Here is a 23,813-nt window from a genome sequence, read left to right as displayed (position 1 = left end):
ACTCTCGTATCGGCATTAGAACATCAGCCCGCACCCATGCGGGTTTCGTCGACGAAACTTTCCGTTGCATCGTCGAGCTTGCGGCCCTTGCGTCCCGCCGGCCCGTGCACATACAGTACCTTGACATTGGCGTGCTCGGCCGATGCGGCAGGCGGCGTCATCGAATACCGGACTTCGCGCGCGTGGTCGTTCAATTGCAGGTTCGGATTGAACACCGAGTTGAAGCGCCACAGCATTCGCACGAAGTTCGTTTGCCCGTGCAGCAGCAGATGTGCCGCTTCGCTCGCCGCTCCGCGCAGTGCGCGCCAGCCAAGGTGCTTGCGGTTGAGTACCTGTTGCGTGCGCACCAGTTCGCGGTAGAACTCGGGCAAGGGCAGTTTCGTCGGCAGGACGGCGTGCTGGATGTCATAGAGCCGGTAGTCGAGGCTGGTCAACTGGCGATGCTCGCGCAACCAGATTTCCGTGCCCGGATAAGGTGTGTTCACGCTGATGTTGACGATCTCGGGAATCTCCAGACACCATTGCCTGATCGCTTCGAAGCGGTCATGGTCCCAGTCGGGATCGGCGATCAGATTGATCGCGACGGTGATGCCGAGCGAGCGCGCGAACGCGAGCGCCTCGAAGTTCTTGTCGAGATTGACGCGCTTGCGAAACGCCTTGAGCCCTTCGGCGTCGATCGCCTCCATGCCGATAAACATGTATTGCAGGCCCAGCGTGCGCCAGTACTCGAAAACCTCCTTGTTGCGCAACAGCATATCGCCGCGTGTCTCGAGGTAGTACTTTTTGTGTATGCCGCGGCGCTCGATTTCGCGGCCGATCGCCATGCCGTGATCCGCATGCACGAAGGCGACATCGTCGACGATGAAGACGCCTGGCTCGCGAATCGACGCCAGTTCGTCGGCGATCACTGTGGGGCTGCGTGAACGATAGCTGCGTCCGTAGAATGTCCATGCGCTGCAGAACGTGCAATCCCACGGGCAGCCGCGCGCGAATTCAATCGACGCACACGGATCCAGCACGCCAATGAAGTATTTGCGCCGATGTCGCAGCAGATCGCGCGCGGGGCAAACCTGATCGAGGCTTTCGGCGAAGCCCGGCAGCGGTCCCTCGCCGTTGCGGGTCACGACGCCCGGTATCGACAGCGGATCGGCCTGGCGGGCGACGGCGTCGAGAAGTTCGGCGACCTTCGCCTCGCCTTCGCCTCTCAGCACGCAGTCGATGGCGCCCTCGGCGTGCCTGAGCATATCGGCTGCGGTAAACGACGCGCTGTGTCCGCCCACGAACACGAAGCAGGCGGGCCACTGCGCCTTGATCGCTTTCGACAGATCGATGATTTCGGGAATATTGGCGAGGTAATTGCCGGAGAAACAGACGGCATCAGGACGCCACTTGCGGATCAGCCGCTCCAGATCGCGATGCGATTCCACTTGCAGGTCGAGCAACCGGACCTCGTGTCCAGCCGCGCGGATAACGGCCGCGACCGTCTCCAGGCCGAGCGGTTCGAGTCGCAGGAACACGCGGGTGTACATCAAGCCACTGGGATGTACGGCGAGTACCTTCATGAGATCTCCTCGGCAGAAAGGGCGCGTCCGTGACCTGCCGGTACGCGCCGGGCCTTCCTGCAGAAATCCTCGATACGGTTGGCTGCCGCGCCTTGCGTCCTGGCTGGCGATGCCAATGCGCACGCGCTCCTTGCGATTCTACTGCCCGTCGTCGCGGCGCGCTCCCTGCCGCTACAGGTCGCCGCCTCGGCCAGTCAGTCGGTCATCGCTCGCGATCGGCGCCTCGAGAAGACAACCAAACTCGCGGGCAAAGTCGACGGACACGCGTGCGTGGACGGCGCCCTGCTTATCAAAAAACCGCTGTATGCCTCCAAGAGCGAACACCCCCTCATGCCAGATGTTTGGATGGATGTAGAGACCCTGCTGTCCATCGAAGCGAAAGCACACGAACTTCTCTGGCGCAATGTCGTCCCCGGGCAATGCCAAAGGAACATAGAACGGGCGATGGTCGAGAGGAAAGAACAGTTGTCCGCCATCCGGGTGGTAGTTCGCGTGCCAAAGCAGCATCCGTTCCGGTGCATGGGGGTGGTCGTCGCGGGCAGCTTCGGGCTCCGTTGCGTACGCAAGAATGTAGTCACCGCCCACAGCCTCGTTTCGACCGTAGAGAATATCTCCGCGCCATTCGCTGACAAACGTGCCTTCGGTCGTGCCGGCTTCATCACCGGTGCCAGGGTCTATGGGCCTTGCTCCGACCGCTGGCCACTGCACAATCTCGACCGGGCACTCGCTCGGGTCTGTCACGAGCCTGCCAAATCCATCAAGCGTCGTTGGGGTCGCGTCGACCACGGGCATCGTCACGCGCCGGAGGCCAGCAGGAAGGGCGGGGTTGAGGTAATCGATTTTTTGGGACATGGGTACAATTTACATGAGTCGAAAATACACAGCACAGAGGCTCGAACAAGGCGTTTGGCCGACCCTCGCACACGTGGAAACGGCCACGGGGACAATGTCGGACCTGACGTCGGAAGCGGGCCGGCAAGCGCCCGACGTCTGCTCACGCATAGTATGCGAGGAACATGTCAGCGGCCGATTCCGCGACCTGCTTCTGCTCCTTTTCATCGAGCGGCGCCTGACCCATCGTCACCTGTGGCCAGAACGCGAAGGCCTTCACCAGCGCCTGCAACTGCAACGCCGCAAGGAGCGGGTTGTCGGTTTTGAGGCGGCCGTCGGCGACGGCTGCCCGGACCCACACGGTCAGGTCCTCCTCGCGTTCGCCGAGGCGGGCGACCATGTCCCGGGCTCGCTCCGGCGAATGGATGCCGGCCGCGATCGCCACACGTGCAAGCGACAGAAAGGACTCGTCGGTGAGCAGCCGCAGCTTGCGGCCCAAAAGGTCGAGCAACTGCGCGCGCAACGGCTGGTCGGCGCGATAGGCGGGCGCATCGCCGCTCTGGCTCGCGTCCCACAGTTGATGGAGAATCGCCGCGAAAAGGACTTCCTTGCTGGGGAAATGGTTATAGACCGTACGTTTCGAGACGTTCGCGCGGGCGGCGATACGGTCCATGCTGGTCGCGTCGTAGCCGGCCGCGAGGAATTCCTCGATCGCGGCGCCGACGATGGCGACCCGCTTGCGGTCAGTCAGGCGTTGGTGGGTGGCACTGGGATCCATGAGCGGATTTTACACCGGTCAGTTTACTTTTCTCAAAAATAAACTACACTGCCGAGTGTACATTTCTATCAGGACGGCCCACCTCATGACGTCGCTTTCCGCCCTTGTCCGTCGCGTGCTTGGCGTGAACGCCGCGCAACGCGGTCGCGCGTTGTCCAGCACCTCGCCGCAGCATGACGGCGAACGCTTTCGCAACGTCAAACCGCGTCCCGCCGAAGGCCTGCGCAAGACGCTCGGCATTGCGTGGAACGTGTTGCTCAACAAGCCGCGCGGCACCGCGCCGACAGGGGCGTTGCCCGTCGACGCGCTGACGCGTGCGCAGCTCGATGCGGCGCCCGAGCGCAGCCTCTACCGGCTCGGCCACTCGACGCTGCTGCTGAAGCTGCGCGGCCAGTTCTGGCTGACCGATCCCGTGTTCGCCGAGCGTGCCTCGCCGTTCCGGCGTCTCGGGCCGAAGCGCTTCCATGCGCCGCCGATCGCGCTCGCCGAGTTGCCGCCGCTGCGCGGCGTGATCCTGTCGCATGACCACTATGACCACCTGGACCGCGAAACGGTGCTCGCGCTCGCGCAGACCACCGGCGTGTTTCTGACACCGCTCGGCGTCGGCGACCGGCTGATCGAATGGGGCATCGACGCGTCGAAGGTGCGGCAGTTCGACTGGTGGCAAGGCGCCGAGGTAGACGGTGTGCAGTTCACCGTTACGCCCGCGCAGCATTTTTCCGGCCGCAACCTGTTCGACGGCAACAGTACGTTATGGGCGTCGTGGGTGATCGTCGACGACGATCTGCGTGTGTTTTTCAGCGGCGACACCGGTTACTTCGATGGCTTCAGGACGATCGGCGAGCGCCTTGGGCCGTTCGACGTCACGCTGGTCGAGACGGGCGCCTACGACGCGCAATGGCCGTACGTTCACATGCAGCCCGAAGAAACCGTGCAGGCGCACATCGATCTGCGCGGCCGTTGGCTCGTGCCGATCCACAACGGCACCTTCGACCTCGCGATGCACCGCTGGCAGGAGCCATTCGAAAGGGTGATGGCACTGGCCCTCGCGCGCGGTGTCGCGCTGTCGACGCCCCGCATGGGCGAGCGGCTGGATCTGGACGCGCCGCATCGCGGTGAACGCTGGTGGCGCCATCTCGCCACCAGCGTCGCTGCGCCAAAGGCTGCATGGCGCCTGTGTGCGGCGCGCAATGCCGAAGACGCGAAGTCTTCGTGATCGCTTGTGAGCGCCGCCTTGCCTGAGGCCGCGCTAGTCCCGCTGTAGACGGCGCTGACGGGCAACGAATGGATTGCCAGCACGGAAGCGATATTGACGATCACGCCTCCGTTTCACGACACGAACGCGGGCATGACGGCCTGCGTCAGCCGGGTGAGGGCCGCGATGCTGCGGACGCTCGCGGACGAGGTGGCGTCCGACGGGTTTCTCGCCGCGTATCACGGGCAATAGCCTCCCGGCCGGGCGCCGTCACCGGTCAGCCGGTGGCGCTGTATGACAGCGCCTCTTAACCCAGCGCCACGACCGCGATTTCGATGAGCAACTCGGGCGCGGCAAGCTTCGCTTGCACCGTCGCGCGCGCGGGTGCATGACCTTGCGGAATCCACGCGTCCCATACTTCGTTCATGCCCGCGAAATCGCGGGCAATGTCCGCGAGCCAGACTTGCGCCGAAACGAGGCGCGTCTTGTCGATGCCGGCTTTCTCCAGATAGCCGTCGATCTTCTCCAGCACCTTGGCGGTCTGGAGTTTCACGTCCGGGCTGTGATCGGCGGAAGTCTGGCCGCCGACGAACACGAGGCCGCCGGCTTTGACAACGCGGCTCATACGCTGGTTGGTGTCGATACGAACGATATCGGTCATGACAATCTCTCCATTTGAATAAAGGCGAACGAAGCCGCCGCGCGCATCGACTGAAGGGCGCGGCGGAAAAAATCAGTCAGTGCGTAACGAGATGCGAAGCGAGATGCGAAGCACCAAGGCTGGAAGCCGCCGCCGCGCGGCCAAAACGATCAATGGCAAACGCATCGAGCGAAAGCGAGGGCTTGCCGTCCAGCATCAGTTCGGACACGAGCTTGCCGCAACCCGGCCCGAGCTGAAAGCCGCTGCCGCAATAGCCGAACGAGTAATACAGATTCGACGCCTGGCGGCTCGCGGAAATCACCGGCAGTTCATCGTCGGTGAAGGCTTCCACGCCGGCCCACGCGCGGTTGACGCCGAGATTGCGCAGATGAGGAAACAGATCGGTCACGGTGCGTGCGCTGCGCACGAGGCGCACGAAATCGACTTCGCCGTGACGATTCGCCAGATCCGCAATGCCGATCAGTTTGCCGCCGATCACCACCGTGCCGTTGTCGAACTGCTTGAAGGACAACGGCCGGCCCGTTGCGCCGAGCGTCGCACGACAGAAGGGCGCGACGCGGTGCGTAACCATCAGCATCAAACCTTCGGGACGCACCGGCACGGGCTCGCCGACCTGCTTCGCCAATTCACCGGACCATGCGCCCGCGGTGACGAGCAACTGGTTCGCGCTGAACGTGCCATGCGGCGTGAGCGCGAACCATCGGGTGCCGCGCTGCTCGATGCGGCGCACCGGCGTGCCTTCCTGAAAACGCACGCCGAGCCGCTGCGCGGCGAGGCGGAACGCCGTCGTGGTTCGATAAGGCAGCGCGTAGCCGTCGCGTTCGACCCAGATGCCGCCGGTGACATGGCGCGCGAGCGCCGGTTCGAGTTCGAGCACGGTGTCGCGGTCGATCACTTTCTCGTGGGTGAATCCATGCGATTCGAGCAGCGCGACGCGTTGGCGGCACGCTTCGAGTTCATCATCCGTTTCCGCGATCTTCAACTGACCGGACGCAACGAAGCCGCCATTCTCGCCGAGCAGCTCGCTCATGCCGTGCCAGATTTCCCGCGACATCAGCGCGAGCGGAATCTCCGCCAACGGACGGCCCAGCGTGCGCACGCCGCCCGCGTTCACGCCCGACGAATGACGCGCGACATAATCGGCTTCGAGCACGATCACCTTCGCGCCGCGCCGCGCCAGGTGGAACGCGCTGCTCGTGCCATGCAGCCCGCCGCCGACCACGAGGACATCGGCTTCGTGGATGCCGGTCGTGTCATTCACCGGCGAGTTCTCCGAGCGTGAGCGGCTTGATCGGCGGACGGATGCGGTAATAGCCGACTTCGGCGGGCGAGACACGGCGCGCATCGGCGATCACTTCCGTCACCGTGAGACCGCACATGCGTCCCTGACACGGGCCCATGCCGCAGCGCCCGAACGACTTCGCCTGATTCGGTCCGACACAGCCGAGCTCGACGAACTTGCGCAATTCGCCCGCGGTGACTTCCTCGCACCGGCACACGACGGTCTCGTCGCGCGGAATGCGGTTGATGTCGCGCGGACGATAAAGGGCGTCGAGAAAAGGCCGGATGCGCATGACGTCCGCGAGCGCGCGACGCTGCGCGACGGCTTCGGCATCGCGCGCCGCGGACGTGATCGCGCCCAACTGCGCGGCCGCCGCGAGGCCCGCGAGCGTGCCCTGCAAGGCTGCCGCCTGCGCGCCGCCGATGCCCGCGCCATCGCCCGCGACGAAGATGCCGGGCACGTCCAGCTCGCCCCACGCATCGACTTTCGGGGTGAAGCACAGTTGCGCATTGTCCCAGCGGTGCGCGGCGCGCAGCGCCTGCGTGAATTGCGTGTTCGGCACGACGCCTTGATGCAGCAGGATCACATCGGCTTCGAGACGATGCGCCGTGCCTTGCGTCGTGAAGTGCAGCGCGGCGGCGCGCTCGACGTGATCCGTGCCGATGCGCGCTTCCACGCGCAGATCGTCCGCCGCCTCGAAGATCGGCACCTTCGCTTCGCGCAGCGTGCGGATCAGTTGCAAGCCTTTGCTCAGGAACGGCCACGCGCGCAGCGCCGCCAGCATATGGCGCTTCGCGCGCCAGCGGTCTTCGTGACGCGTGGTATCGACCAGCGCGCGGATCGGCACGCCGGCACGCACGTATTGCCAGCCGAGCAGATACAGCAGCGGTCCGCAGCCCGCGAGCACCGGCGGCGCGGCGGGCACTTCGCCCGCGCTCTTCAACAGGATCTGCGCCGCGCCCGCCGTCAGCACGCCGGGCAGCGTCCAGCCGGGAATCGGAAAGGGCCGCTCCAGCGCGCCGCTGGCGAGAATCACGCGCTGCGCGTCGAAGCTGCCGATCTTGCCGTCCTGCAAATAATTGACGCCGCGCTCGCGCGTGACCTGCCACACGCTCGCATTCGTCAGGTGGCGCGCGCCGGAGGCGGCGAATGCTTCGGCGACGGCGGCGCCCGCCGCGTAGTCCGGCCCGAGAATCTCCTTGCGGCGCGCATCGGCGCGGCCGATGGCGCGATAGATCTGGCCGCCCACGGCGTCCTGTTCGTCGATCAGCACGGTCGTGAGGCCGGCGCGCGCCGCGCGCGTCGCCGCGCTCATGCCGGCGGGTCCGGCGCCGACTACGACGACGTCGACGGCTTGCGAAGCGAAATCAGCGGTCATGGGCGTTCTCCAGCGGTGCGTCGGTGATGCCAGCCGTGCCGAAGGGCGGCAGATCGCGCGCGCCTTCCTGCGAGCGGATGCGCATGCCGGCTTTGACTTCGACCATGCAGGCCTGGCGGCTCGGCATGCCGTCGATCTCGACGAGGCATTCGAAGCACGCGCCCATCATGCAGAAGGGCGCGCGCGCTGCGCCGGACACGGGCGTCGCGCGAAAGCGCGATATCCCCGCGCCGAGCAGGGCGGCCGCGACGGAGCAGCCGCCCGGCACGGACAGCGGCTGATCGTTGAACCAGATGCCGACATGCGTGGCGGCCGCGCCTTGCGCGCCCGGCAGTGGCTTGAAAAGCGTGTGAGTCGATTGGGTAGTCATGTCGAATTCAATGAGCGTGAATCAGTTCGCCGGCATGCTCGAAGCGGCGCGCGGAGAAATGGGGCAGTTCCTCGGGCATCGGCGCGCCCATGATCCACGGCGCGACGCGCAGCGCATGCGCGGCCGCCAGCGTCACGCCGCTATGGCAGGTGACGACGAACGCGCCGGGGTGCGCCTCGGAGTGGTCGTAGATCGGAAAGCCGTCGGGGCTGTAGACACGCAACGCGGCCCACATGCGCACGAGCCGCACGTGCTGCAACATCGGGAACGCGCGCACACCGCGCCGGGCGATGTCGGCAAGCACGTGCGTGGTGGTGAAATCGTCGAAGCCGACTTCCTCCATCGAATCGCCGAACTGCACGCTGCCTTCGTCGGTCTGGCGCACGTTGAGCGTCGGATAGTCGAGAAACCGCGCGACGCGCTCGCTCACCAGCACCTGCCCGCGATTCGGCGCGACCGGTGCGTCGAGTCCCACAAACGGCGCGAGCGAACGATTGCCGAGCCCCGCGGCGAGCACGACGCGCGCCGCGCGATACGTCCCGCGCTTTCCGTGCACGACGAAGCTCTGCGCTTGCGGTTCGATGCGCTCCGCGCGTTCGCCCGACACGAGCCGCACGCCTCGCGCCTGCATGGCGGTATGCAGGCCGCGCAGGAGCTTGAGCGGATTCACGTGACCGTCCATCGGCGAATAGCTCGCGCCGATCACCGCAGGGCCGATTTGCGGAATGCGTTCGCGGACTTCGGCGGCATCGAGCATCTGGTACGGGTAATCGCCGAGCTCGGCTTGCAGCGTCGAGAGGCGTTTCTCGCGTTCGGCGAGTTCGTTGTCGTTGAAGCAGAAGTGAAAGCCGCCTGGCTGACGCAACGCGACGTCCACGCCCGTTTCCTTCAGGAGCGCTTGCGCGAGTCCCGGCCAGCGCGTGGCCGAACTGCGCGACCAGCGTGCATAAGGCGACAGGCCATAGCCCTTGCCCTGAATCCAGACGAGGCCGAAATTGCCGCGCGATGCGCGAAAGCCGCCGTCGTCCTCGTCGAGTACGGTCACGCGCGCGCCTTCGCGGGCGAGCCCGTAGGCCACGGCCGAACCAACGAGGCCGCCGCCCACGACCACCACATCCGCCAGGACGTTGGGGCTGGCGCTGCTTATCAATGTCATCGGGTTTCTCCGATCAGAATGCGATCCAGTCCGACCATGCGGTCGAGCAGGATCATCAGGAGGACCGTGCCGACGATCAGCACCGCCGACACCGAAGCGACCAGCGGATCGATCGTCTGCGCGATCTGGTTGTACATGGCGACGGGCAGCGTGGTCGTGCCGGGCGTCGCGACGAAGATGGTCATGGTCAGTTCGTCGAAACTCTGGATGAACGAGAGCACCCAGCCGCCCGCCACACCGGTGCGGATCATCGGCAGGACCACGCGGCGAAACGCGGTGAAGCGGCTCGCGCCACAGGAGAGCGCGGCGCGTTCGGCATCGCGATCGAGCCCGGCCGCCGACGACAGCGCGAGCCGCAACGCATACGGCAGCACGATGACGACGTGCGCGCAGACCAGCGACCAGAACGATCCCGACAGATGCAGCAGCGACAGAAAGCGCAGGAACGCGATGCCGAGCACGACCGCGGGAATCATCATCGGCGAGAGGAAGAAGCTCGTGAGCGCGGCGCGGCCCGGGAAGCGATAGCGCGCGATCGCCAGCGCGGCGGGCACCGCGAGCAGCACGCCGATGCTCGCCGCGGCGAACGCGAGCCGCACCGACAGCCAGAAGGCCGCGACAATGTCGCCGTTCTCGATGATCGCGCGGAACCAGCGCAGCGACGCGCCATCGAAGGGCATCGAGATGAAGCCCTTGTCGGTGAACGCCACCAGCATCACCACCGCGAGCGGCGCGAGGATGAAGGTCAGAAAGAACGCGTTGTAGACGAGGCCGAGAATGCCGTTCTGTTTCATGATCGCTCTCCGTGGCTCAATCGAAGATGTGCTTGAAGCGGCGTTCGGCGAGGCGGCTGCAACCCATCACGATCGCCACGTTGGCGATCAGCAGCAGCACGGCGATGCTCGCGCCGAGCGGCCAGTTGAGCGTGCCGAGGAACTCGTCGTAGGCGGCGGTGGCGACCACCTTGAGGCGCCTGCCGCCGATCAGCGCCGGCGTGGCGAACGCCGATGCCGACAAGGCGAACACGATGATCGAACCCGACAGCACGCCCGGCATGATCTGCGGCAGGACCACGCGGCGAAACACCGCGAACGGCGAGCCGCCGAGCGAGCGGCCGGCCCATTCCACCTGCGGGTCGAGCTTCTGCATGGTCGCCCACACCGACATCACCATGAAGGGCACCAGCACGTGCGTAAGGGCGATGATCATGCCGGTCATCGTGAAGACGAGGCGGATGGGTTCGTCGGTGACGTGCAGTGCCTGCAGCAGGTTGTTCAGCACGCCGTTGTTGCCGAGCAGAATCTGCCAGCCGAGCGTGCGCACCACCACGGAGATGAGCAGCGGGCCGAGCACGACCAACAGACACAGCGACTGCCACGGACGCTTCATGCGCGCGAGCACGATGGTCTCCGGCACGCCGAGCACGATGCACAGCAGCGTGACGGCGAAGGCGAGGCCGGCGGTGCGCAGGAAGATCGTGCCGTAGTACGGGTCGCTGACGACTTCCCAGTAGTTCGCGAGCGTATAGGCGGCGGTCACGCCCGCCGTATCGCTGAAGACGCGGAACGACAGCATCAGCGTGAGCAGCAGCGGCACTAACAGCAAGCCGACGAACAGCAGCAGCGCGGGCCCCGACAGCAGCCACGGCGCGGCGCCGGGACGGGCGTCGTCAAGCGTGGCCATGAGCGCTCTCCGGATTATCCTGCGTGAGCACGCGCAGATCGTCGTCGGTCCACGCGAGGCCGACTTCGTGGCCTTCCTCGGGCGGCGGTGCGCCGTGGTTCGGTTGCGCGACGCGCAGCTTGCCGAGTTCGGTGTCCACTTCGAGCAGCCACTGATTGCCGACGAAGACACGCGTCGCGATGCGGCCGCGCAGGCGGGCATCGCCATTGGCCAGATGAACCTTTTCCGGACGGATATAGACGTTCACCGTGCCGTCGACATGACGGCCTTCGTGGGGCACATGCAGCGTCGTGCCGGCGACGGCGACTTCCGCGCAGCGCGGATTGCGCCGCAGCACTTCGCCGGAAAACGCGTTGGTGCGCCCGAGGAACGTCGAGGCGAACGGCGTGGCGGGACGCTCGTACGCGTCATACGGCGTGCTGAGTTGCGCAATGGCGCCGCGATGCATCACCGCGATGCGGTCGCTCATGGTCATCGCTTCGACCTGATCGTGCGTGACGAGAATCGTCGTGATGCCGAGGCGCTTCTGGATCGCGCGCAATTCGATGTGCATCTCTTCGCGCAGCTTGGCGTCGAGATTGGACATCGGTTCGTCGAGCAGCAGCAGTTCCGGCTGCATCGCGATGGCGCGCGCGATCGCCACACGCTGCCGCTGGCCGCCGGACAGTTCCTTCGGATAGCGGTGCCCGAGGCCTTTCAGACGCACGAGGGAAAGCGCTTCGGCGACGCGCTCGTCGCGCTCCTTGCGCCTGACCTTGCGCATCTCCAGCCCGAAGCCGACGTTGCCCGCCACCGTCATGTGCGGAAACAGCGCATAACTCTGGAACACCACGCCGATGCCGCGCTTCTCAGGACGCTCGTAAGTGATGTCGCGGCCATCGAGCAGAATGCGGCCCGTGGTCGGCGTGACGAAGCCCGCGACCATTTGCAGCGTGGTGGTCTTGCCGCATCCGGAGGGTCCGAGCAGCGAGAGCAGTTCGCCGCGTTCGACGGCAAGATCGAGTTGATCGACCGCCGTGAAATCGCCGTAGCGTTTCGAGATGCCTTGCAGAGTCAGGAAGGCCATGCGCCTCGCTCCTTCATCAGATCGCGCGCCGCGCGAGGAACCTGCTGGTGCCGCACTTCAGCGTTCCACCGAACGGTTCCAGCGTTCGGTCCATTCGGTCCGATGCTGGTTGATCGTGGCCCAGTCCATCGCGGTCAGCTTCGAGACCTGTTCGGGACCATAGGGCACGCGTGCGGCGATGTCGGGCGTGAGCCTGACGGTCTTGTTGACCGGACCCAGTCCGATGCCTTGCGCCTGCAATATCTGTACTTCCGGGCTCAACAGGTACTGCACGAACTGCTGCGACAACTGCGGCTGGGCGTTCTCTGCGACCGCGCAGGCCGCCACCTGCAACGCGACCGCGCCTTCCTTCGGGTAGATGAACTTGAGCGGGAAGCCCGTGTTCTGCAAGGCCACCGCCCGGCCGCTGCCATACGGCGCGAGGATCACGTCGCCGGACTGCATCTGGCCGTCCATCTCGCCGGGTGTCGGCGCCCACGACAGCACGTTCGGCGCGACTTGCTTCGTCATCGCGGCAAAGCCCGGATCGATGTTCTTCTCGCCGCCGCCGGAAAGCCGCGCGAGCATTACGAGCGTATGCAGGCCGTAGGTGTTGGTGATCGGCGGCACACCGAGTTTGCCCTTGATGCGGCTGTCGGTGAGCGCCTTCCACGAGTCGGGCGGCGGCAGGCCGGCCTTCTTGAACGCCTCTTCGTTGTAGCCGATGCCCGTGGCCACCATGCCGACGCCGATCGCGCTCGGCCCGAGCTTCGCGAGCGGGTAGACGTCTTTCATCACGGGCGCGTCGTCGAGCTTCGCGCACAGGTTGAGCTGCATCGCCTGGTACATGGGACCGTCGTCCATCACCGCGACGTTGATCTGCTGATGGCCTTTCTGCGCCTGCAGCTTGGCGAGCGTATCGCTCGAATTGCCGGCGACGTAAACGATCTTGACGTTATGCGCTTTCTCGAACGGCGGGATGATTTTCTGCCGGTAGATCTGCTCGTTCGAGCCGCCGACGTTGGCGACATAGAGCGTTGTCTCGGCCTGCGCGAAGCGCGGAGCGGCCACGGCGCAAGCGCATATAAGCGCAGCGACGGCGGTGTGGGACGGGGCGGACAGGCGGCGATGCAGCGCTCTTCTCATGACGACGATCTCCAGTACCGGTGTGGGGGAGGCGGGCTTCGCTGCCCGTCGTTAGAATGCAGTGTCGCGCTGGCTGGTCATGTCGTCCAATACGAATAAAATACCTATCTATGTATGGATGATATGGGTTGAAGGGCGTCGTCTAAGGGAGAATACGGATGAATCTCAAGCACATCGAGGCGTTCCGCGCGGTGATGGTGTCGGGGTCGATGACCGCCGCGGCCAAGGCGCTCTTCACGTCGCAGCCGAACGTGAGCCGTCTGATCGCGCAACTCGAGCGCGACACGGGGCTGCAACTCTTTCAGCGCAGCGGCGTGCGGCTGATTCCAACGAGCGAGGGTGAGGCGTTCTTTCGCGAAGTCGAACGCGCCTTTGTCGGCTTGCAAGGGTTGGCGAATGCCGCGGCGCAGATTCGCAATCTCGGCAGCGGGCGTCTACGCATCGCGGCGATGCCTTCGGCGGGCATGACGTTGGTGCCGCACGCCATCAAACGTTTTGTCGAGCTGTTTCCTGATGTCACCGTGTCGCTGCACGTGAATACGTCGGGCACGGTCAATCATTGGACCGCGTCGCAGTTTTGCGATCTCGGCGTGGCGGTATATGTCAGCGAGGCGTCCGATTGCGAGGTCGAACAGCTAGCGGACGTGGCTGCGGTTTGCGTGATGCCGGCATCGCATCGGCTGGCGAAGAAGCGCAACATCAAGCCGGAGGACCTGGAGGGCGAGTCGTTCATTTCGCTGTGTCACGGTGACGGCACGCGCACCTTGATGGACGAGGTGTTCCAGCGCGCGGGCGTGCAGCGCGTCATGGCGATCGAGGCGCAATACACCGCGATGTGCTGCGAGATGGTTCGCCACGGCATGGGCGTGACGCTCGCGCACCCGATCGTCGCGCGCGACTTCGCCGGGCCGGATATCGCGATTCGCCCGTTCCTGCCGGCCACGCGTTTTCAGACCTATCTGCTGTTTCCTCCGCACAGGCCGCGAGAGCGGCTGGCGTCGGCGTTCGTCGAAGTCTTGCGCGGGCTGCACGAGGAACTGCTCGCAGAGGTCGTGGCGCCGGCGCGCAGCGCGGCAGGACGAGGGCGGTCGCGGGCCGAGGCGGGAGGAGACAGGCTTTGAATCGGGCGGCCGCCAACTAGCGGCCCCGACCAGGCACCGCTAGGCGGCCCAATGTTTTTCCGGTTCCAGTCCGTCGAAACGTTCGTGATTCGTCTCGGTCCGGTCAGGAAAGGACTGCCCGGACCCTGGCGCTCACAGTCGACCGGAAACCGCTCAACTGCCTCGCCGATTAACCACCGTCGGCCGAAACTCGAGCCGAGTCACTGACGAACGACGCACCATACGGCATCTCCAGAGCCGGCGCGGCGTGCTGTTCCGCGTACGCGCGACGCATTGGCTTCAGCACGAACAGCGCGAGCAGCGCCGCCACTGCGGCCATTCCGGATGCGAGCATGAACACCGCGTGCCAGCTGCCCGTGATCGCCGTGACGACGCTGGTGAACGGCACCAGCAGCGCGGCCGTTCCCTTCGCCGTGTACAGCAGCCCAGCGTTGGTGGCGGCAAATTTCGGTCCGTACGTGTCGCCGCAAGTGGCGGGGAACAGGCTGTAGATTTCGCCCCATGCAAAGAACACGATGCCGGTGAGCAGCACAAACGCCACCGGGCTTTGGCCGTACTTCGACAGCGCCAGAATACCGACCGCCTCGATGGCGAACGCAATGAACATCGTATTTTCCCGGCCGATGCGATCCGAGATCCAGCCGAAGAACGGCCGGGTCAAACCGTTCAGCACGCGGTCGATGGTCAGCGCGAAGGTCAGTGCGGGCAAGGTCAATCCGAGCAGCGAAACCGGCGAATCGTGCAGACCGAAGTCTTTTGCGATCGGTCCGAGCTGCGCGGTCGCCATCAGGCCGCCCGCCGCCATCATCACGAACATCAGGTACATGACCCAGAACACCGGTGAGCCAATTACTTCGCGTGGCGTCGCGTTGTAGACCACGCGCTGCACCGCGCTCTTCGCCGTCGCGAGCAGAGTGGCCGGCGGCGCGAGCAGCGCGAGACCGAGTACGAAGACGATGACACCCTGGCCAAGACCGAACCAGAGGAACGTGGCTTCGTAGCCGCTGCTCTTGATCATGCTGGCAATCGGCACGACGGTGGCCGCCGACCCTGCGCCAAAGCCGGCCGCGGTTATCCCCGCGGCGAGTCCGCGGCGATTCGGAAACCACTTCAACGCGTTGCCCACACAAGTGCCATATACCGCGCCCGCGCCGACGCCGCCAATGGCCGCCGCGATATACAGCAGCGGCAGCGACGACGCCACCGAGTTGAGTGCCCATGCCACGGCGCAAAGCAGGCCGCCGACGACCACGACGGGACGCGGACCGTACTTGTCGACGAGATAGCCTTCGATCGGCACAAGCCACGTTTCCGTCACCACGAAGATCGTGAATGCAACCTGGATCGCGGTGCGACCCCACTGGTATTTCTCGTTGATCGGATTCACGAACAACGTCCAGCCGTACTGCATGTTCGCGATCATTGCCATGCAAATCACACCAAATACGAGCTGCACCCACGGCGACGCCCTCCACGACGACGCCCCTCCCTGATGATCCGTGCTCATGACTGTCTCCTAGGCCTGGCTACCTGATGTTTGCGGGGCCAACGTGGCTTCTCCGCCCGCCACCGGCTTGTTAGCTGGTGATCTACCCCATACAGTATGTGATATATCAAGTAAGTCAAGTGAAAGAATAATTAGGGTTGTCACCACGTAGGGCTGGGAACGAAAGCTGATCGTATGTAAGCGCCAGCATGGGTTCGCCGCAAAAAAAAAGCCCGCTGGCAATGCCGGCGGGCCGAGGACATGCAGCGAGACAAGGCGTGTTCGCAACATGCTTCTGCCTTTATAGATGAAAGCTAAAAGTAATGTTAGTTTTTTGTTTGAAAGAAATTTCGATGCTCATCGATGTCGAGTCATCGAGACGGTGCGCGAGTTTGGCGCGGAAACGGAAGCTCACGGGCCACGCGCGGCATGCAACTGCATACACGCGGCGACTGTGTCGCGTTTGATACAGGGAGGCGCGTAGTCTCGATGATGTAGTGTCGCGCTCAAGTCGCCCGCGCCGACGTGGCGGCAGGTGGCGCTTTCCGCGAATCAAAGTCACAAGTGTCCATAAGCCCCGGCAACGCACTCGACGAGGAGGCCGTTGCCGTCATTTGGCTTGACATTCGAGGCGACAGAATTCAATTCGAATGGCGGTTTTTATCGCACCTTTTTAGGTGCGGTCCGAATGACCGTTTTTTAGAAGTTCAAGCGAAAGTTTGAGGTCGCCTTACTCCGTTCGCCTCGGGTAGAAACTGGCCGCGCTCATGCGTCCGGCGTTTGCGAGGGTGTTTGCGTGCCCGGCAGATCCGCTTGCGCGGCGCCTTCGAGAAAACGGCGGGTCGATTCGAATGCCTGCAGCATCTGATCGGGCCACGGCGTTTTCAGCATCACCGCCTGATGGTTTTCGAACGCCGACGACAACAGCTTCGCCAGCTCAGGCGAGCGCAGATGGCGCAGCAGCACGCTGACCGCAATCGCCGTGGCCTGGCTCGCGCCGGCCGTCTGAAGTTCTGAAGCGGTGAGGGCCGCGACCTGTTTGTTGATATCCACTGCGACTTTCCTTGGATGAAATGTGGGAGATTGAAGGCCCGGTGGCCGGTGCCGAATTTTGACATGGTTGGCCGCTTGCTGTGAGCGCCCGCCAGTGCGAGGCCGTATTAACGACCCCACGTAACGCGCCGGATGCCCATTTGAGATGCGCTCCGGTAGTGGTCATTGCCACAGTTTGCTAATGCGCCGGCTGATCTAATCCGGGTATTCGCGGGCGCTGATTTGCGCGGCTGCGGGAATCGATCTGGTGAATATCGATGGCGAAATGTCGGCGGAAAAATCATCAAGCATCGCTGGATATGCGCCATTCACTTCAGTGCTGGTTCGAAAGCGCGATTTACATGGTATTCTGCGCGCCGAATTTCGCCCTATGGTTGAAGTAATACTCGCGGATTAATCCGTGCGTGACTAAACAGATCTCGCTACAGAACACAATAAAAAGAGGGATGCGATGAGCGTGATATTCACCGTGCTTGGCGCGGTGGTCGGCATGCTGGCCGCCCTGTCGAATGAGTTCTCGATCCGCCTCGGTGCACTGCTGGGCGGCGCGGCTGGTTTTGCGCTTTCGCGTCTGCTGCAAAAGAAGCCTTCGGGTGCCGCGACGGAACCTGCGGCCGAAGCGGCCACGACTGATAGCTGGAATCCTCCGGGCGAACTGGCGGCGCGTGTCGAACGGCTCGAACGGGAGATCGTCGCGTTGCGCGGCGAGATTGGTCAGTTGCGCGCAGGAGGCGCGGAGGGCGCTGCGGATACCAATGCGCAGGCCGCCGAGACCGCGGCGTTCAAGCCGCGGTCATCGGACGCGGCATCGAGCCCGTATGCGATCCCGCCTGCAAATGAGCAGGTGGCACGGCCACAGGGTTCGGTGCCCGCCATGCAAATCGTCGCCGCGCGCGCTTCGGCTTCGAGCACCGCCGAAGCTATGGCGCCGGCTGGCCCGCGCACTTCAAGCGCGTCAAGCACACCGAGCACACCAGGCACACCAGGGACACCAAGCGCATCAAGCGCATCAAGCGCATCAAGGACACCAGGTACACCAGCAACCGCTCCGGCCGCCGCGTCCGCACACCCCGTTTCCGCCGAGCCGGCAGCGTCAGCGCCGCTGCAACCCGTTGCGCCGCCGCCAGCCGCGCCCCCGCGCGGCCCGGGTCTCGCGGAGCGCCTCTTCAAAGCGGGCCGCGACTGGCTGTTAGGCGGCAACACGGTCGTGCGGGTCGGCATCATCGTGCTGTTCTTCGGCATTGCCTTCCTGCTCAAATACGCCGCCGACAACAGCCTGCTGCCGATCGAATTGCGCCTCGCCGGTGTGGCGCTGGCCGCGACCGCCTTGCTCGTGCTCGGCTGGCGCATCGGCGAGCGACGCGGCGCGTATGGACTGACCCTGCAAGGCGGCGGCGTCGGCGCGCTATATCTGACCGTGTTCGCGGCCACGAGGCTCTACCATCTGCTGCCGGTGGGCGCGGCCTTGCCGCTGATGGTCGCGATCTGCACGCTCAGCGCATTTCTGGCAGTCCGGCAAAACGCTTCGTCGCTGGCCTTCATGGGCAGCGCGGGCGGCTTTCTCGCACCGGTATTGCTGTCGACCGGCGGTGGCAGTCATGTGATGCTGTTCAGCTACTACGCGCTGCTCAACGCCGGCATCTTCGCGATTGCCTGGTTCAAGGCGTGGCGCCCGTTGAATCTGCTCGGCTTCGTGTTCACGTTTTCGATCGGTGCAGCGTGGGGCGCGATGGCCTACCGCCCCGAGTTGCTCGCGAGCACCGAGCCGTTCCTGATCCTGTTTTTCATGATGTACGTCGGCATCGCGCTGCTCTACGCGGTGCGGCGCGAAATCGCGCTCAAGCACTACGTCGACGGCACGCTGGTGTTCGGCACGCCGCTGGTGGCGATCGGCCTGCAAGCCGCGTTGATGAAAAACACCGAGTTCGGCCTGGCGTGGAGCGCGGTGGCGCTGGCCGCGTTCTACCTTGCGATTGCGGGCTGGCTCTCGCGACGCCGCGAGCGCCTCGGCATGATGTTCGAGGCCATCCTCGCGCTGGCGGTGATCTTCGCGACGCTCGCCGTGCCGCTCGCGTTCACGGGACCGACGACGAGCGCGACCTGGGCCATCGAAGGCGCTGCGATCACCTGGCTGGCCGTGCGTCAGCGGCGCCTGACCGCGTTTGCCTTCGGCCTGCTGTTGCAACTGGCCGCGGCAGGTGCGTACGCGCTCGGCACGATCACGCAGGGCCACGACGCGAGCGTCTGGCCGGTGCTGAACGGCGCGTACATCGCGTCCGTGCTGATCGCGGTCGCGGGCATTTTCACGGGATGGCGTCTGCACGGCCGCAGCGAAGCAGGGGAGTGGCACCCGTGGATGCCGCAGATTGGCCTCGTCGCCAGCGTGTGGGGTTTGCTGTGGTGGACTTTCGGCGGCCTTTACGAAATCCATGCGTACGCGAGCGCCCATCTCGCTTACGACCACGCCCGTTTCGATACCGCCGCCGTCGCGCTCTTCGCCGTGCTGAGCGCGTGGCTCGCGCACGCCGTGCGCCGCACGTTACGCTGGCCGCTCGCCGAACTGCCGGCATTGGCGCTCGTGCCGGTCCTCGCGTTGCTGACAGCGGGTCTCTTCACATTGGGCGTGGCGCCGGTGAGCGGCTATGGCTGGCTGGTTTGCGCGCTCGCCGCGCTCTCGGCGTATGGGCTGTTGTGGCGCCAGCAGCGCGACGTCAGTGACATGCCGCTCGCGCCGCTGCATACGCTGATGTTCTGGACGGGCGGCGCGCTCGCCGCCCTCGCAGGCTATTGGGGTTTGCGGGCCTACGTGCCCGAAGGCGCGTGGAGCTGGAGCGCGTGGGCATACGGCTTCGGCGTGCTGCTGTTATTGCTGGCGGCCGCCGGGCACCGTCTGCGCTGGCCGGTTGCGCGCTTCACGCGGGCGTATCAGGTATGGGCCGCGGCGCCGCTCGCCGGCCTGCTGTGGGCGTGGAGTATCGCGAGCGTGACGAGCGACGGCAGCGCAGCGCCGCTCATGTGGCTGCCGATCCTCAATCCGCTCGACGTCGCGCAGATCCTTGCGTTCGTCGCCTGCGCGGTATGGCTGCGCAGATTGCGCGCGTTGAGTGTGCAATGGCATCCGCGCGCCTTGGACTACCTGGTGCTCGCCACACTGTTCCTATGGTTCAACGCGCTGCTTCTGCGCACGCTGCATCATCACTTTCACGCGGCGTACGATATCGATGCGGTGCTCGCGTCGTTCAATCTGCAGCAGGTGTTTCTGGTGGGCTGGAGCGCGTTTGCCTTTGCCGGGCTGTGGCTCGCGCGCCGCGACAGTATCGTGCGGCTGTGCGCGATCGCGTCGACGCCGCTCGTGCTGGTGATGTGGGTGTGGACGTTCTACGCGAACCTGACGCAGGATGGCGGCACGTGGGCGCGCCTGCCTCTGCTCAATCCGCTCGACCTGGTGCAGGCGGTGGTGTTCGCACTGGCGGCGTTCTGGCTCGTGCGTATTCACCGGCTCGGCGTGCCGATCGGCGAATATCGCGTGCCGTTGCAGGCGGTGGCCGGCGCGACCGGATTTTTCTGGCTGAACGCCATGTTGCTGCGCACGTTGCATCATTGGACCGGCGTGCCGTACGAGTTCGATGCGATGTCACACTCGATGCTCGTGCAGGCCTCAATATCGGTATTCTGGACAGTGTGCGCGCTTGCCATGATGATCTGGGCGACGCGCAAGGCGAGCCGGATGTTCTGGTTCATCGGCGGCGCGCTGCTGGCGGCGACCGTGGTCAAGCTGTTCCTGTTCGACCTGTCTCACGTGACCGGGATCGAACGGATCGTTTCGTTTATCGGCATCGGCTTGATGTTGTTGCTGATCGGCTACTTCTCGCCGTTACCGCCCAAGGATCTGGTCGTGGAAACCAAGCAATGACGCGTGTTCTTACCTTGACCGGCTGGTGTTTTGCGATCCTGACGACGTGGGCGCCCGCGTCCGCGCTCGCGGCCGACGACTTCGCGCAGCATTTTGCGCTTCAACTCGACGACGGCGCCGCGTACTACAGCGTGACACTGCCCGCTGCCGTCTACGCGGCAAGCCAGCGCCACGATCTGGGCGACGTGCGCATCTTCAACGGCACGGGCGAACCCGTGCCGTACTCGCTCGATGCGCCACGCGAGCCCGCCCGCACGCCGCCCACGCTGCATCCGGCGCGCTGGTTTCCGTTGCCACCCGCGGCCGCCGGCAGTTCCGGCGTGCCGCTCGGCGTGACGATCGCCGCCGACGGTTCGCTGCGCGCGACCTCGGCTCCGCCGTCCCGCGCGCAACACGACACCGACCTGATCGACCTTGGACGCGCGTCGCATACAGGCCAGGTGAGCGCGCTGCTCGTGCACCTGCGCGACGACAATTACCAGGGGCGCGTCACGGTCGAAGCCAGTGACGATTTGCGTCACTGGCAACCCGCCGGCGATGCGCAGCTTCTCAAGGTCAGCTACAACGGCAGCACGCTGAGTCAGGACCGGATCGAACTGGACGGCACGCGTGTGCGTTACCTGCGTTTGCGCTGGCTCGACGGCTCGCCGTATGTCGAGTCGATGGACATGGAGGTGCAGGCGACTGCCGCCGACCCGGCGCAACGCGCGGACCGGGCGTGGCGCGAAGGCATCGTCGCGCACGCGGGACCGAAAGCCGGCGAGTATTTCTTCAGCACCGGCGGCCCGTATCCCGTCGACCGGTTGCGCCTGAACCTGCCTCAGCCGAATACGGTTGCGCCCGCGGTCGTCTATTCGCGAACGGGGCTGGATACGCCGTGGCGTGAAGTGGCGGGCGCCACATTGTTCCGCTTGCACAACGGCGCGGTGGAGCAAAGCAATCCTTCGCTCGAATTGACGCCCGACACGGATCGTCAATGGCGTGTGGTGGTCGACACGCGCAACGGCGGACTTGGCAGCGGGGCACTGACCGTGGCCGCGGGCTGGCGTCCGGCGACGCTGACTTTCGTCGCGCGTGGGACGGCGCCCTTCACGTTGGCGGTGGGCAGTGCGACGACGGCGTCCTCGGCGGTGAGCCGGGACGATCTGTTGATGGGCGCCTCAGTGGTCCCCGCGACGGCACGCCTGGGTGAGGCGCTGTCGCCCGAGCAGGCCGCGAGGGCGCAGTCCGCGAGCAAGGATCCGGATGCGATGCGCCGCTATTTGCTATGGGCGGCGCTGCTGCTGGCAGTCGGTTCGCTTGGAGCGATCGCGTGGCGGCTCGCGCGTGGTGCTCATGCGCAGGCGGGCGTCGCGCCCGAGGGCGCACCTCGCGGGTCAGCAGGGTCGGGGGTAGCCGGCGCTACGGCTAACGATCCCGGCGCGGGCGAGGTGAACGGGCAGGGCGACCGCAAGAGCTGAGTTCAACGCCCGCATACGGCGCGCATGTCACTCGTCACGCGCCATCATCGTGGCGATGATCTTGTCGAGCGCGAGGCTGAAGGCGAGCTTTTCCTGCTCGTCGAGACAGTCGAACAGGTCGCCGTTCCACTTGCGCGCGATCGGCATCACCTTTCGATACAACGCGCGACCCTCCGGAGTCAGCGAGACCAGCACGACGCGGCCGTCGTCGGCGCTCGCCTCGCGCTTCACGAGGCCTTGCTTGATCAACGCTTCGGCGGCGCGGCTTGCCTGGCTTTTGTCGAGATTGGCATGCCTTGCGAGTTCCATGATCGAGAACGGCCCGAAGGATCCCACCGACGCAATCACGCGCGCTTCGGGCAAGGTCACGCCGAGTCTGTCCTGATAGCGTTCGCTGATGCCGCGTTCGGCGAGTTTGTTGAGGACATGCAGACGGTACGTCAGGAACTGTTCGAGCCCGGCTTTGGTGTCCTTCATAGTTTTCCCGTAGTGTGTGAGCGGTCGCGGCGCTGTGATTGTTGCCGCAACCGTCTTGCCGGTCAACGCGTGCCGTACTTCAGGCGCGTCAACTGTTCGGCTTCGTCCGCCAGGAGGCGCGCCGCGTCGCGAATTGCGACGTCCAGCGTGATCGGCCCCGGCGCCGGCGAGAAGCAGCCGCTGAAATATTCGGCAAGACGCGGCAAAGCGGCGGAGTCGACGCCGCCAGAGAGGAGCGTGGCCGGTACGCCCGCTGCCTGTGCGTGGCGGCAGGCGATGAAGGGCGCCTTGCCGTGCAGCGTTTGCACATCCGAACGGCCTTCGCCGGTGATCAGCCAGTCGGCACCTTCGAGCGCGGCGTCCAGACCGATTTGCCGCGCGACGGTTTCCGCGCCCGGTTCGAACTGCGCGCCGAGCATATGCAGCGCGAAGCCGAGGCCGCCGGCCGCGCCCGCGCCGGGTTGTTCGCGCGCCGTGCGGCCGAGTGCCGGTTCGAGCAAATCGGCGAAGCGGGCAAGCGCTGCGTCGATCGCGGCAACCTGCTCCGGTTTCACGCCCTTTTGCGGACCGAACACCGCGGTTGCGCCGTGTTCGCCGGTGAGGGGATTGTCCACGTCCGACATACCGACGAACTGCGTGTCGACGAGCCGCGCGTCGAGTTGCGACACGTCCACTCGCGCGAGACGCGCGAGTTGTTCCGGCGTGGCGTCGAGTTCATTGTCCTGAGCGTCGAACAGTTTGAGGCCGAGGCCGGCCAGCAAGCCGGCGCCGCCGTCGTTCGTGCTGCTGCCGCCAAGCGCGACGAAAAAGCGCCGCACGCCGGCGTCCATCAGCGCGCGAATCGCCTCGCCCATGCCGCGTGTGCTGCGTGCCTCGACGGGCACGCCCATTCCCACCGGATCGGTAATGCCGACGACCTCGGCTGTCTCGATGATCGCGCTGCCGTCGGCAAGCAGGCCCGTGAGCGCTTCGCGCACCGGACCGGCTGCGCCGCGCACGCTCAGCGCGCGGCGTTCGCCGCCGCTCGTGAGCATGGCGTCGAGCGTGCCTTCGCCGCCGTCGGCCATCGGGCAGATGCGCACCTGCGCGGCGGGACGGGCGCGCTTGATGCCCGCCGCGATCGCTTGCGCGACCTGTTCCGCGCTGAGCGAGCCTTTGAAGGAATCGGGAGCAATGACGACGACGGGCGAGGACGGCGAATTCGGCATGGTGTCTC

The 23,813-nt window shown here is 65.3% G+C and carries 22 protein-coding genes; 6 read left to right on the top strand and 16 right to left on the bottom strand.

What is annotated here, in order from left to right:
- Positions 1 to 23: 23 nt before the first annotated feature.
- From hpnR to RI103_RS10675, 3 genes are all read right to left on the bottom strand, one after another.
- Positions 24 to 1,562: a hopanoid C-3 methylase HpnR gene (gene hpnR / locus RI103_RS10685; protein WP_310812013.1), complete on the bottom strand. Its 1,539-nt coding sequence runs from the start codon at positions 1,560 to 1,562 to the stop codon at positions 24 to 26.
- A gap of 171 nt (positions 1,563 to 1,733) precedes the next feature.
- Positions 1,734 to 2,414, bottom strand: coding sequence for an ureidoglycolate lyase (locus tag RI103_RS10680; RefSeq protein WP_310812012.1), 681 nt, complete (start codon positions 2,412 to 2,414; stop codon positions 1,734 to 1,736).
- Positions 2,415 to 2,556: 142 nt separating this feature from the next.
- Positions 2,557 to 3,171, bottom strand: a complete 615-nt coding sequence (locus tag RI103_RS10675) for a TetR/AcrR family transcriptional regulator (RefSeq protein WP_310812011.1) — start codon at positions 3,169 to 3,171, stop codon at positions 2,557 to 2,559.
- 85 nt (positions 3,172 to 3,256) lie between these two features.
- Between RI103_RS10675 and RI103_RS10670 the strand changes: the two genes are divergently transcribed.
- Both RI103_RS10670 and RI103_RS10665 read left to right on the top strand, forming a co-directional pair.
- On the top strand, positions 3,257 to 4,387 hold the full coding sequence (locus RI103_RS10670) for an MBL fold metallo-hydrolase (RefSeq protein WP_310812010.1): 1,131 nt from the start codon (positions 3,257 to 3,259) through the stop codon (positions 4,385 to 4,387).
- Between the two features lie 93 nt (positions 4,388 to 4,480).
- The gene (locus RI103_RS10665; protein WP_310812009.1) at positions 4,481 to 4,618 is read left to right on the top strand and encodes a hypothetical protein; all 138 of its coding nucleotides are present in this window, start codon (positions 4,481 to 4,483) and stop codon (positions 4,616 to 4,618) included.
- Between the two features lie 55 nt (positions 4,619 to 4,673).
- Here the strand turns inward: RI103_RS10665 and RI103_RS10660 are convergent, their stop codons facing one another.
- The 9 genes from RI103_RS10660 to RI103_RS10620 form a co-directional block, all read right to left on the bottom strand.
- Positions 4,674 to 5,027, bottom strand: a complete 354-nt coding sequence (locus tag RI103_RS10660) for a RidA family protein (protein WP_310812008.1) — start codon at positions 5,025 to 5,027, stop codon at positions 4,674 to 4,676.
- A gap of 76 nt (positions 5,028 to 5,103) precedes the next feature.
- The gene (locus RI103_RS10655; protein WP_310812007.1) at positions 5,104 to 6,288 is read right to left on the bottom strand and encodes an FAD-binding oxidoreductase; all 1,185 of its coding nucleotides are present in this window, start codon (positions 6,286 to 6,288) and stop codon (positions 5,104 to 5,106) included.
- Complete coding sequence (locus tag RI103_RS10650; RefSeq protein WP_310812006.1) at positions 6,281 to 7,687, bottom strand: NAD(P)/FAD-dependent oxidoreductase; 1,407 nt, start codon at positions 7,685 to 7,687, stop codon at positions 6,281 to 6,283. The genes RI103_RS10655 and RI103_RS10650 overlap by 8 nt, the downstream gene beginning before the upstream one ends.
- Positions 7,677 to 8,057 (bottom strand): (2Fe-2S)-binding protein, encoded by a 381-nt coding sequence (locus RI103_RS10645; RefSeq protein ID WP_310812005.1) that lies wholly within the window; start codon positions 8,055 to 8,057, stop codon positions 7,677 to 7,679. The genes RI103_RS10650 and RI103_RS10645 overlap by 11 nt, the downstream gene beginning before the upstream one ends.
- 7 nt (positions 8,058 to 8,064) lie before the next feature.
- On the bottom strand, positions 8,065 to 9,213 hold the full coding sequence (locus RI103_RS10640) for an FAD-dependent oxidoreductase (protein WP_310812004.1): 1,149 nt from the start codon (positions 9,211 to 9,213) through the stop codon (positions 8,065 to 8,067).
- A complete protein-coding gene (locus tag RI103_RS10635; RefSeq protein WP_310812003.1) occupies positions 9,210 to 10,007 on the bottom strand; it encodes an ABC transporter permease in 798 nt (265 codons plus the stop codon). The genes RI103_RS10640 and RI103_RS10635 overlap by 4 nt, the downstream gene beginning before the upstream one ends.
- Positions 10,008 to 10,023: 16 nt before the next feature.
- Positions 10,024 to 10,896: an ABC transporter permease gene (locus RI103_RS10630; RefSeq protein ID WP_310812002.1), complete on the bottom strand. Its 873-nt coding sequence runs from the start codon at positions 10,894 to 10,896 to the stop codon at positions 10,024 to 10,026.
- Complete coding sequence (locus tag RI103_RS10625; protein ID WP_310812001.1) at positions 10,883 to 11,962, bottom strand: ABC transporter ATP-binding protein; 1,080 nt, start codon at positions 11,960 to 11,962, stop codon at positions 10,883 to 10,885. The genes RI103_RS10630 and RI103_RS10625 overlap by 14 nt, the downstream gene beginning before the upstream one ends.
- Before the next feature lie 57 nt (positions 11,963 to 12,019).
- Positions 12,020 to 13,087 carry an ABC transporter substrate-binding protein gene (locus tag RI103_RS10620; RefSeq protein ID WP_310812000.1) on the bottom strand — a complete coding sequence of 356 codons (1,068 nt, stop codon included), beginning with the start codon at positions 13,085 to 13,087 and terminating at the stop codon, positions 12,020 to 12,022.
- A 158-nt stretch (positions 13,088 to 13,245) separates the two neighbouring features.
- Between RI103_RS10620 and RI103_RS10615 the strand changes: the two genes are divergently transcribed.
- The gene (locus tag RI103_RS10615) at positions 13,246 to 14,208 is read left to right on the top strand and encodes a LysR substrate-binding domain-containing protein (protein WP_310811999.1); all 963 of its coding nucleotides are present in this window, start codon (positions 13,246 to 13,248) and stop codon (positions 14,206 to 14,208) included.
- Between the two features lie 169 nt (positions 14,209 to 14,377).
- Here the strand turns inward: RI103_RS10615 and oxlT are convergent, their stop codons facing one another.
- Both oxlT and RI103_RS10605 read right to left on the bottom strand, forming a co-directional pair.
- Positions 14,378 to 15,715: an oxalate/formate MFS antiporter gene (gene oxlT / locus RI103_RS10610; RefSeq protein ID WP_310811998.1), complete on the bottom strand. Its 1,338-nt coding sequence runs from the start codon at positions 15,713 to 15,715 to the stop codon at positions 14,378 to 14,380.
- A 744-nt stretch (positions 15,716 to 16,459) separates the two neighbouring features.
- Complete coding sequence (locus tag RI103_RS10605) at positions 16,460 to 16,747, bottom strand: hypothetical protein (protein ID WP_310811997.1); 288 nt, start codon at positions 16,745 to 16,747, stop codon at positions 16,460 to 16,462.
- Positions 16,748 to 16,994: 247 nt separating this feature from the next.
- Between RI103_RS10605 and RI103_RS10600 the strand changes: the two genes are divergently transcribed.
- From RI103_RS10600 to RI103_RS10590, 3 genes are read left to right on the top strand one after another with little or no spacing between them, the layout of a single operon-like run.
- Positions 16,995 to 17,144, top strand: coding sequence for a hypothetical protein (locus tag RI103_RS10600; protein WP_310811996.1), 150 nt, complete (start codon positions 16,995 to 16,997; stop codon positions 17,142 to 17,144).
- Positions 17,145 to 17,198: 54 nt separating this feature from the next.
- Positions 17,199 to 20,660: a DUF2339 domain-containing protein gene (locus tag RI103_RS10595; RefSeq protein ID WP_310811995.1), complete on the top strand. Its 3,462-nt coding sequence runs from the start codon at positions 17,199 to 17,201 to the stop codon at positions 20,658 to 20,660.
- On the top strand, positions 20,657 to 22,120 hold the full coding sequence (locus RI103_RS10590; protein ID WP_310811994.1) for a DUF3999 domain-containing protein: 1,464 nt from the start codon (positions 20,657 to 20,659) through the stop codon (positions 22,118 to 22,120). The genes RI103_RS10595 and RI103_RS10590 overlap by 4 nt, the downstream gene beginning before the upstream one ends.
- Before the next feature lie 27 nt (positions 22,121 to 22,147).
- On the opposite strand, the gene RI103_RS10585 is transcribed toward RI103_RS10590, so the two are convergent.
- Both RI103_RS10585 and RI103_RS10580 read right to left on the bottom strand, forming a co-directional pair.
- Entirely contained in the window at positions 22,148 to 22,597 is a 450-nt protein-coding gene (locus RI103_RS10585) for a MarR family transcriptional regulator (protein WP_310811993.1), read from the bottom strand.
- 62 nt (positions 22,598 to 22,659) lie between these two features.
- Positions 22,660 to 23,805 carry a glycerate kinase gene (locus RI103_RS10580; RefSeq protein WP_310811992.1) on the bottom strand — a complete coding sequence of 382 codons (1,146 nt, stop codon included), beginning with the start codon at positions 23,803 to 23,805 and terminating at the stop codon, positions 22,660 to 22,662.
- Positions 23,806 to 23,813: the final 8 nt, after the last annotated feature.

Origin of the sequence: Paraburkholderia sp. FT54, assembly GCF_031585635.1 — a bacterium.
Taxonomy (GTDB): Bacteria; Pseudomonadota; Gammaproteobacteria; order Burkholderiales; family Burkholderiaceae; genus Paraburkholderia.
This window is presented reverse-complemented; position numbering and strand designations above follow the sequence as displayed.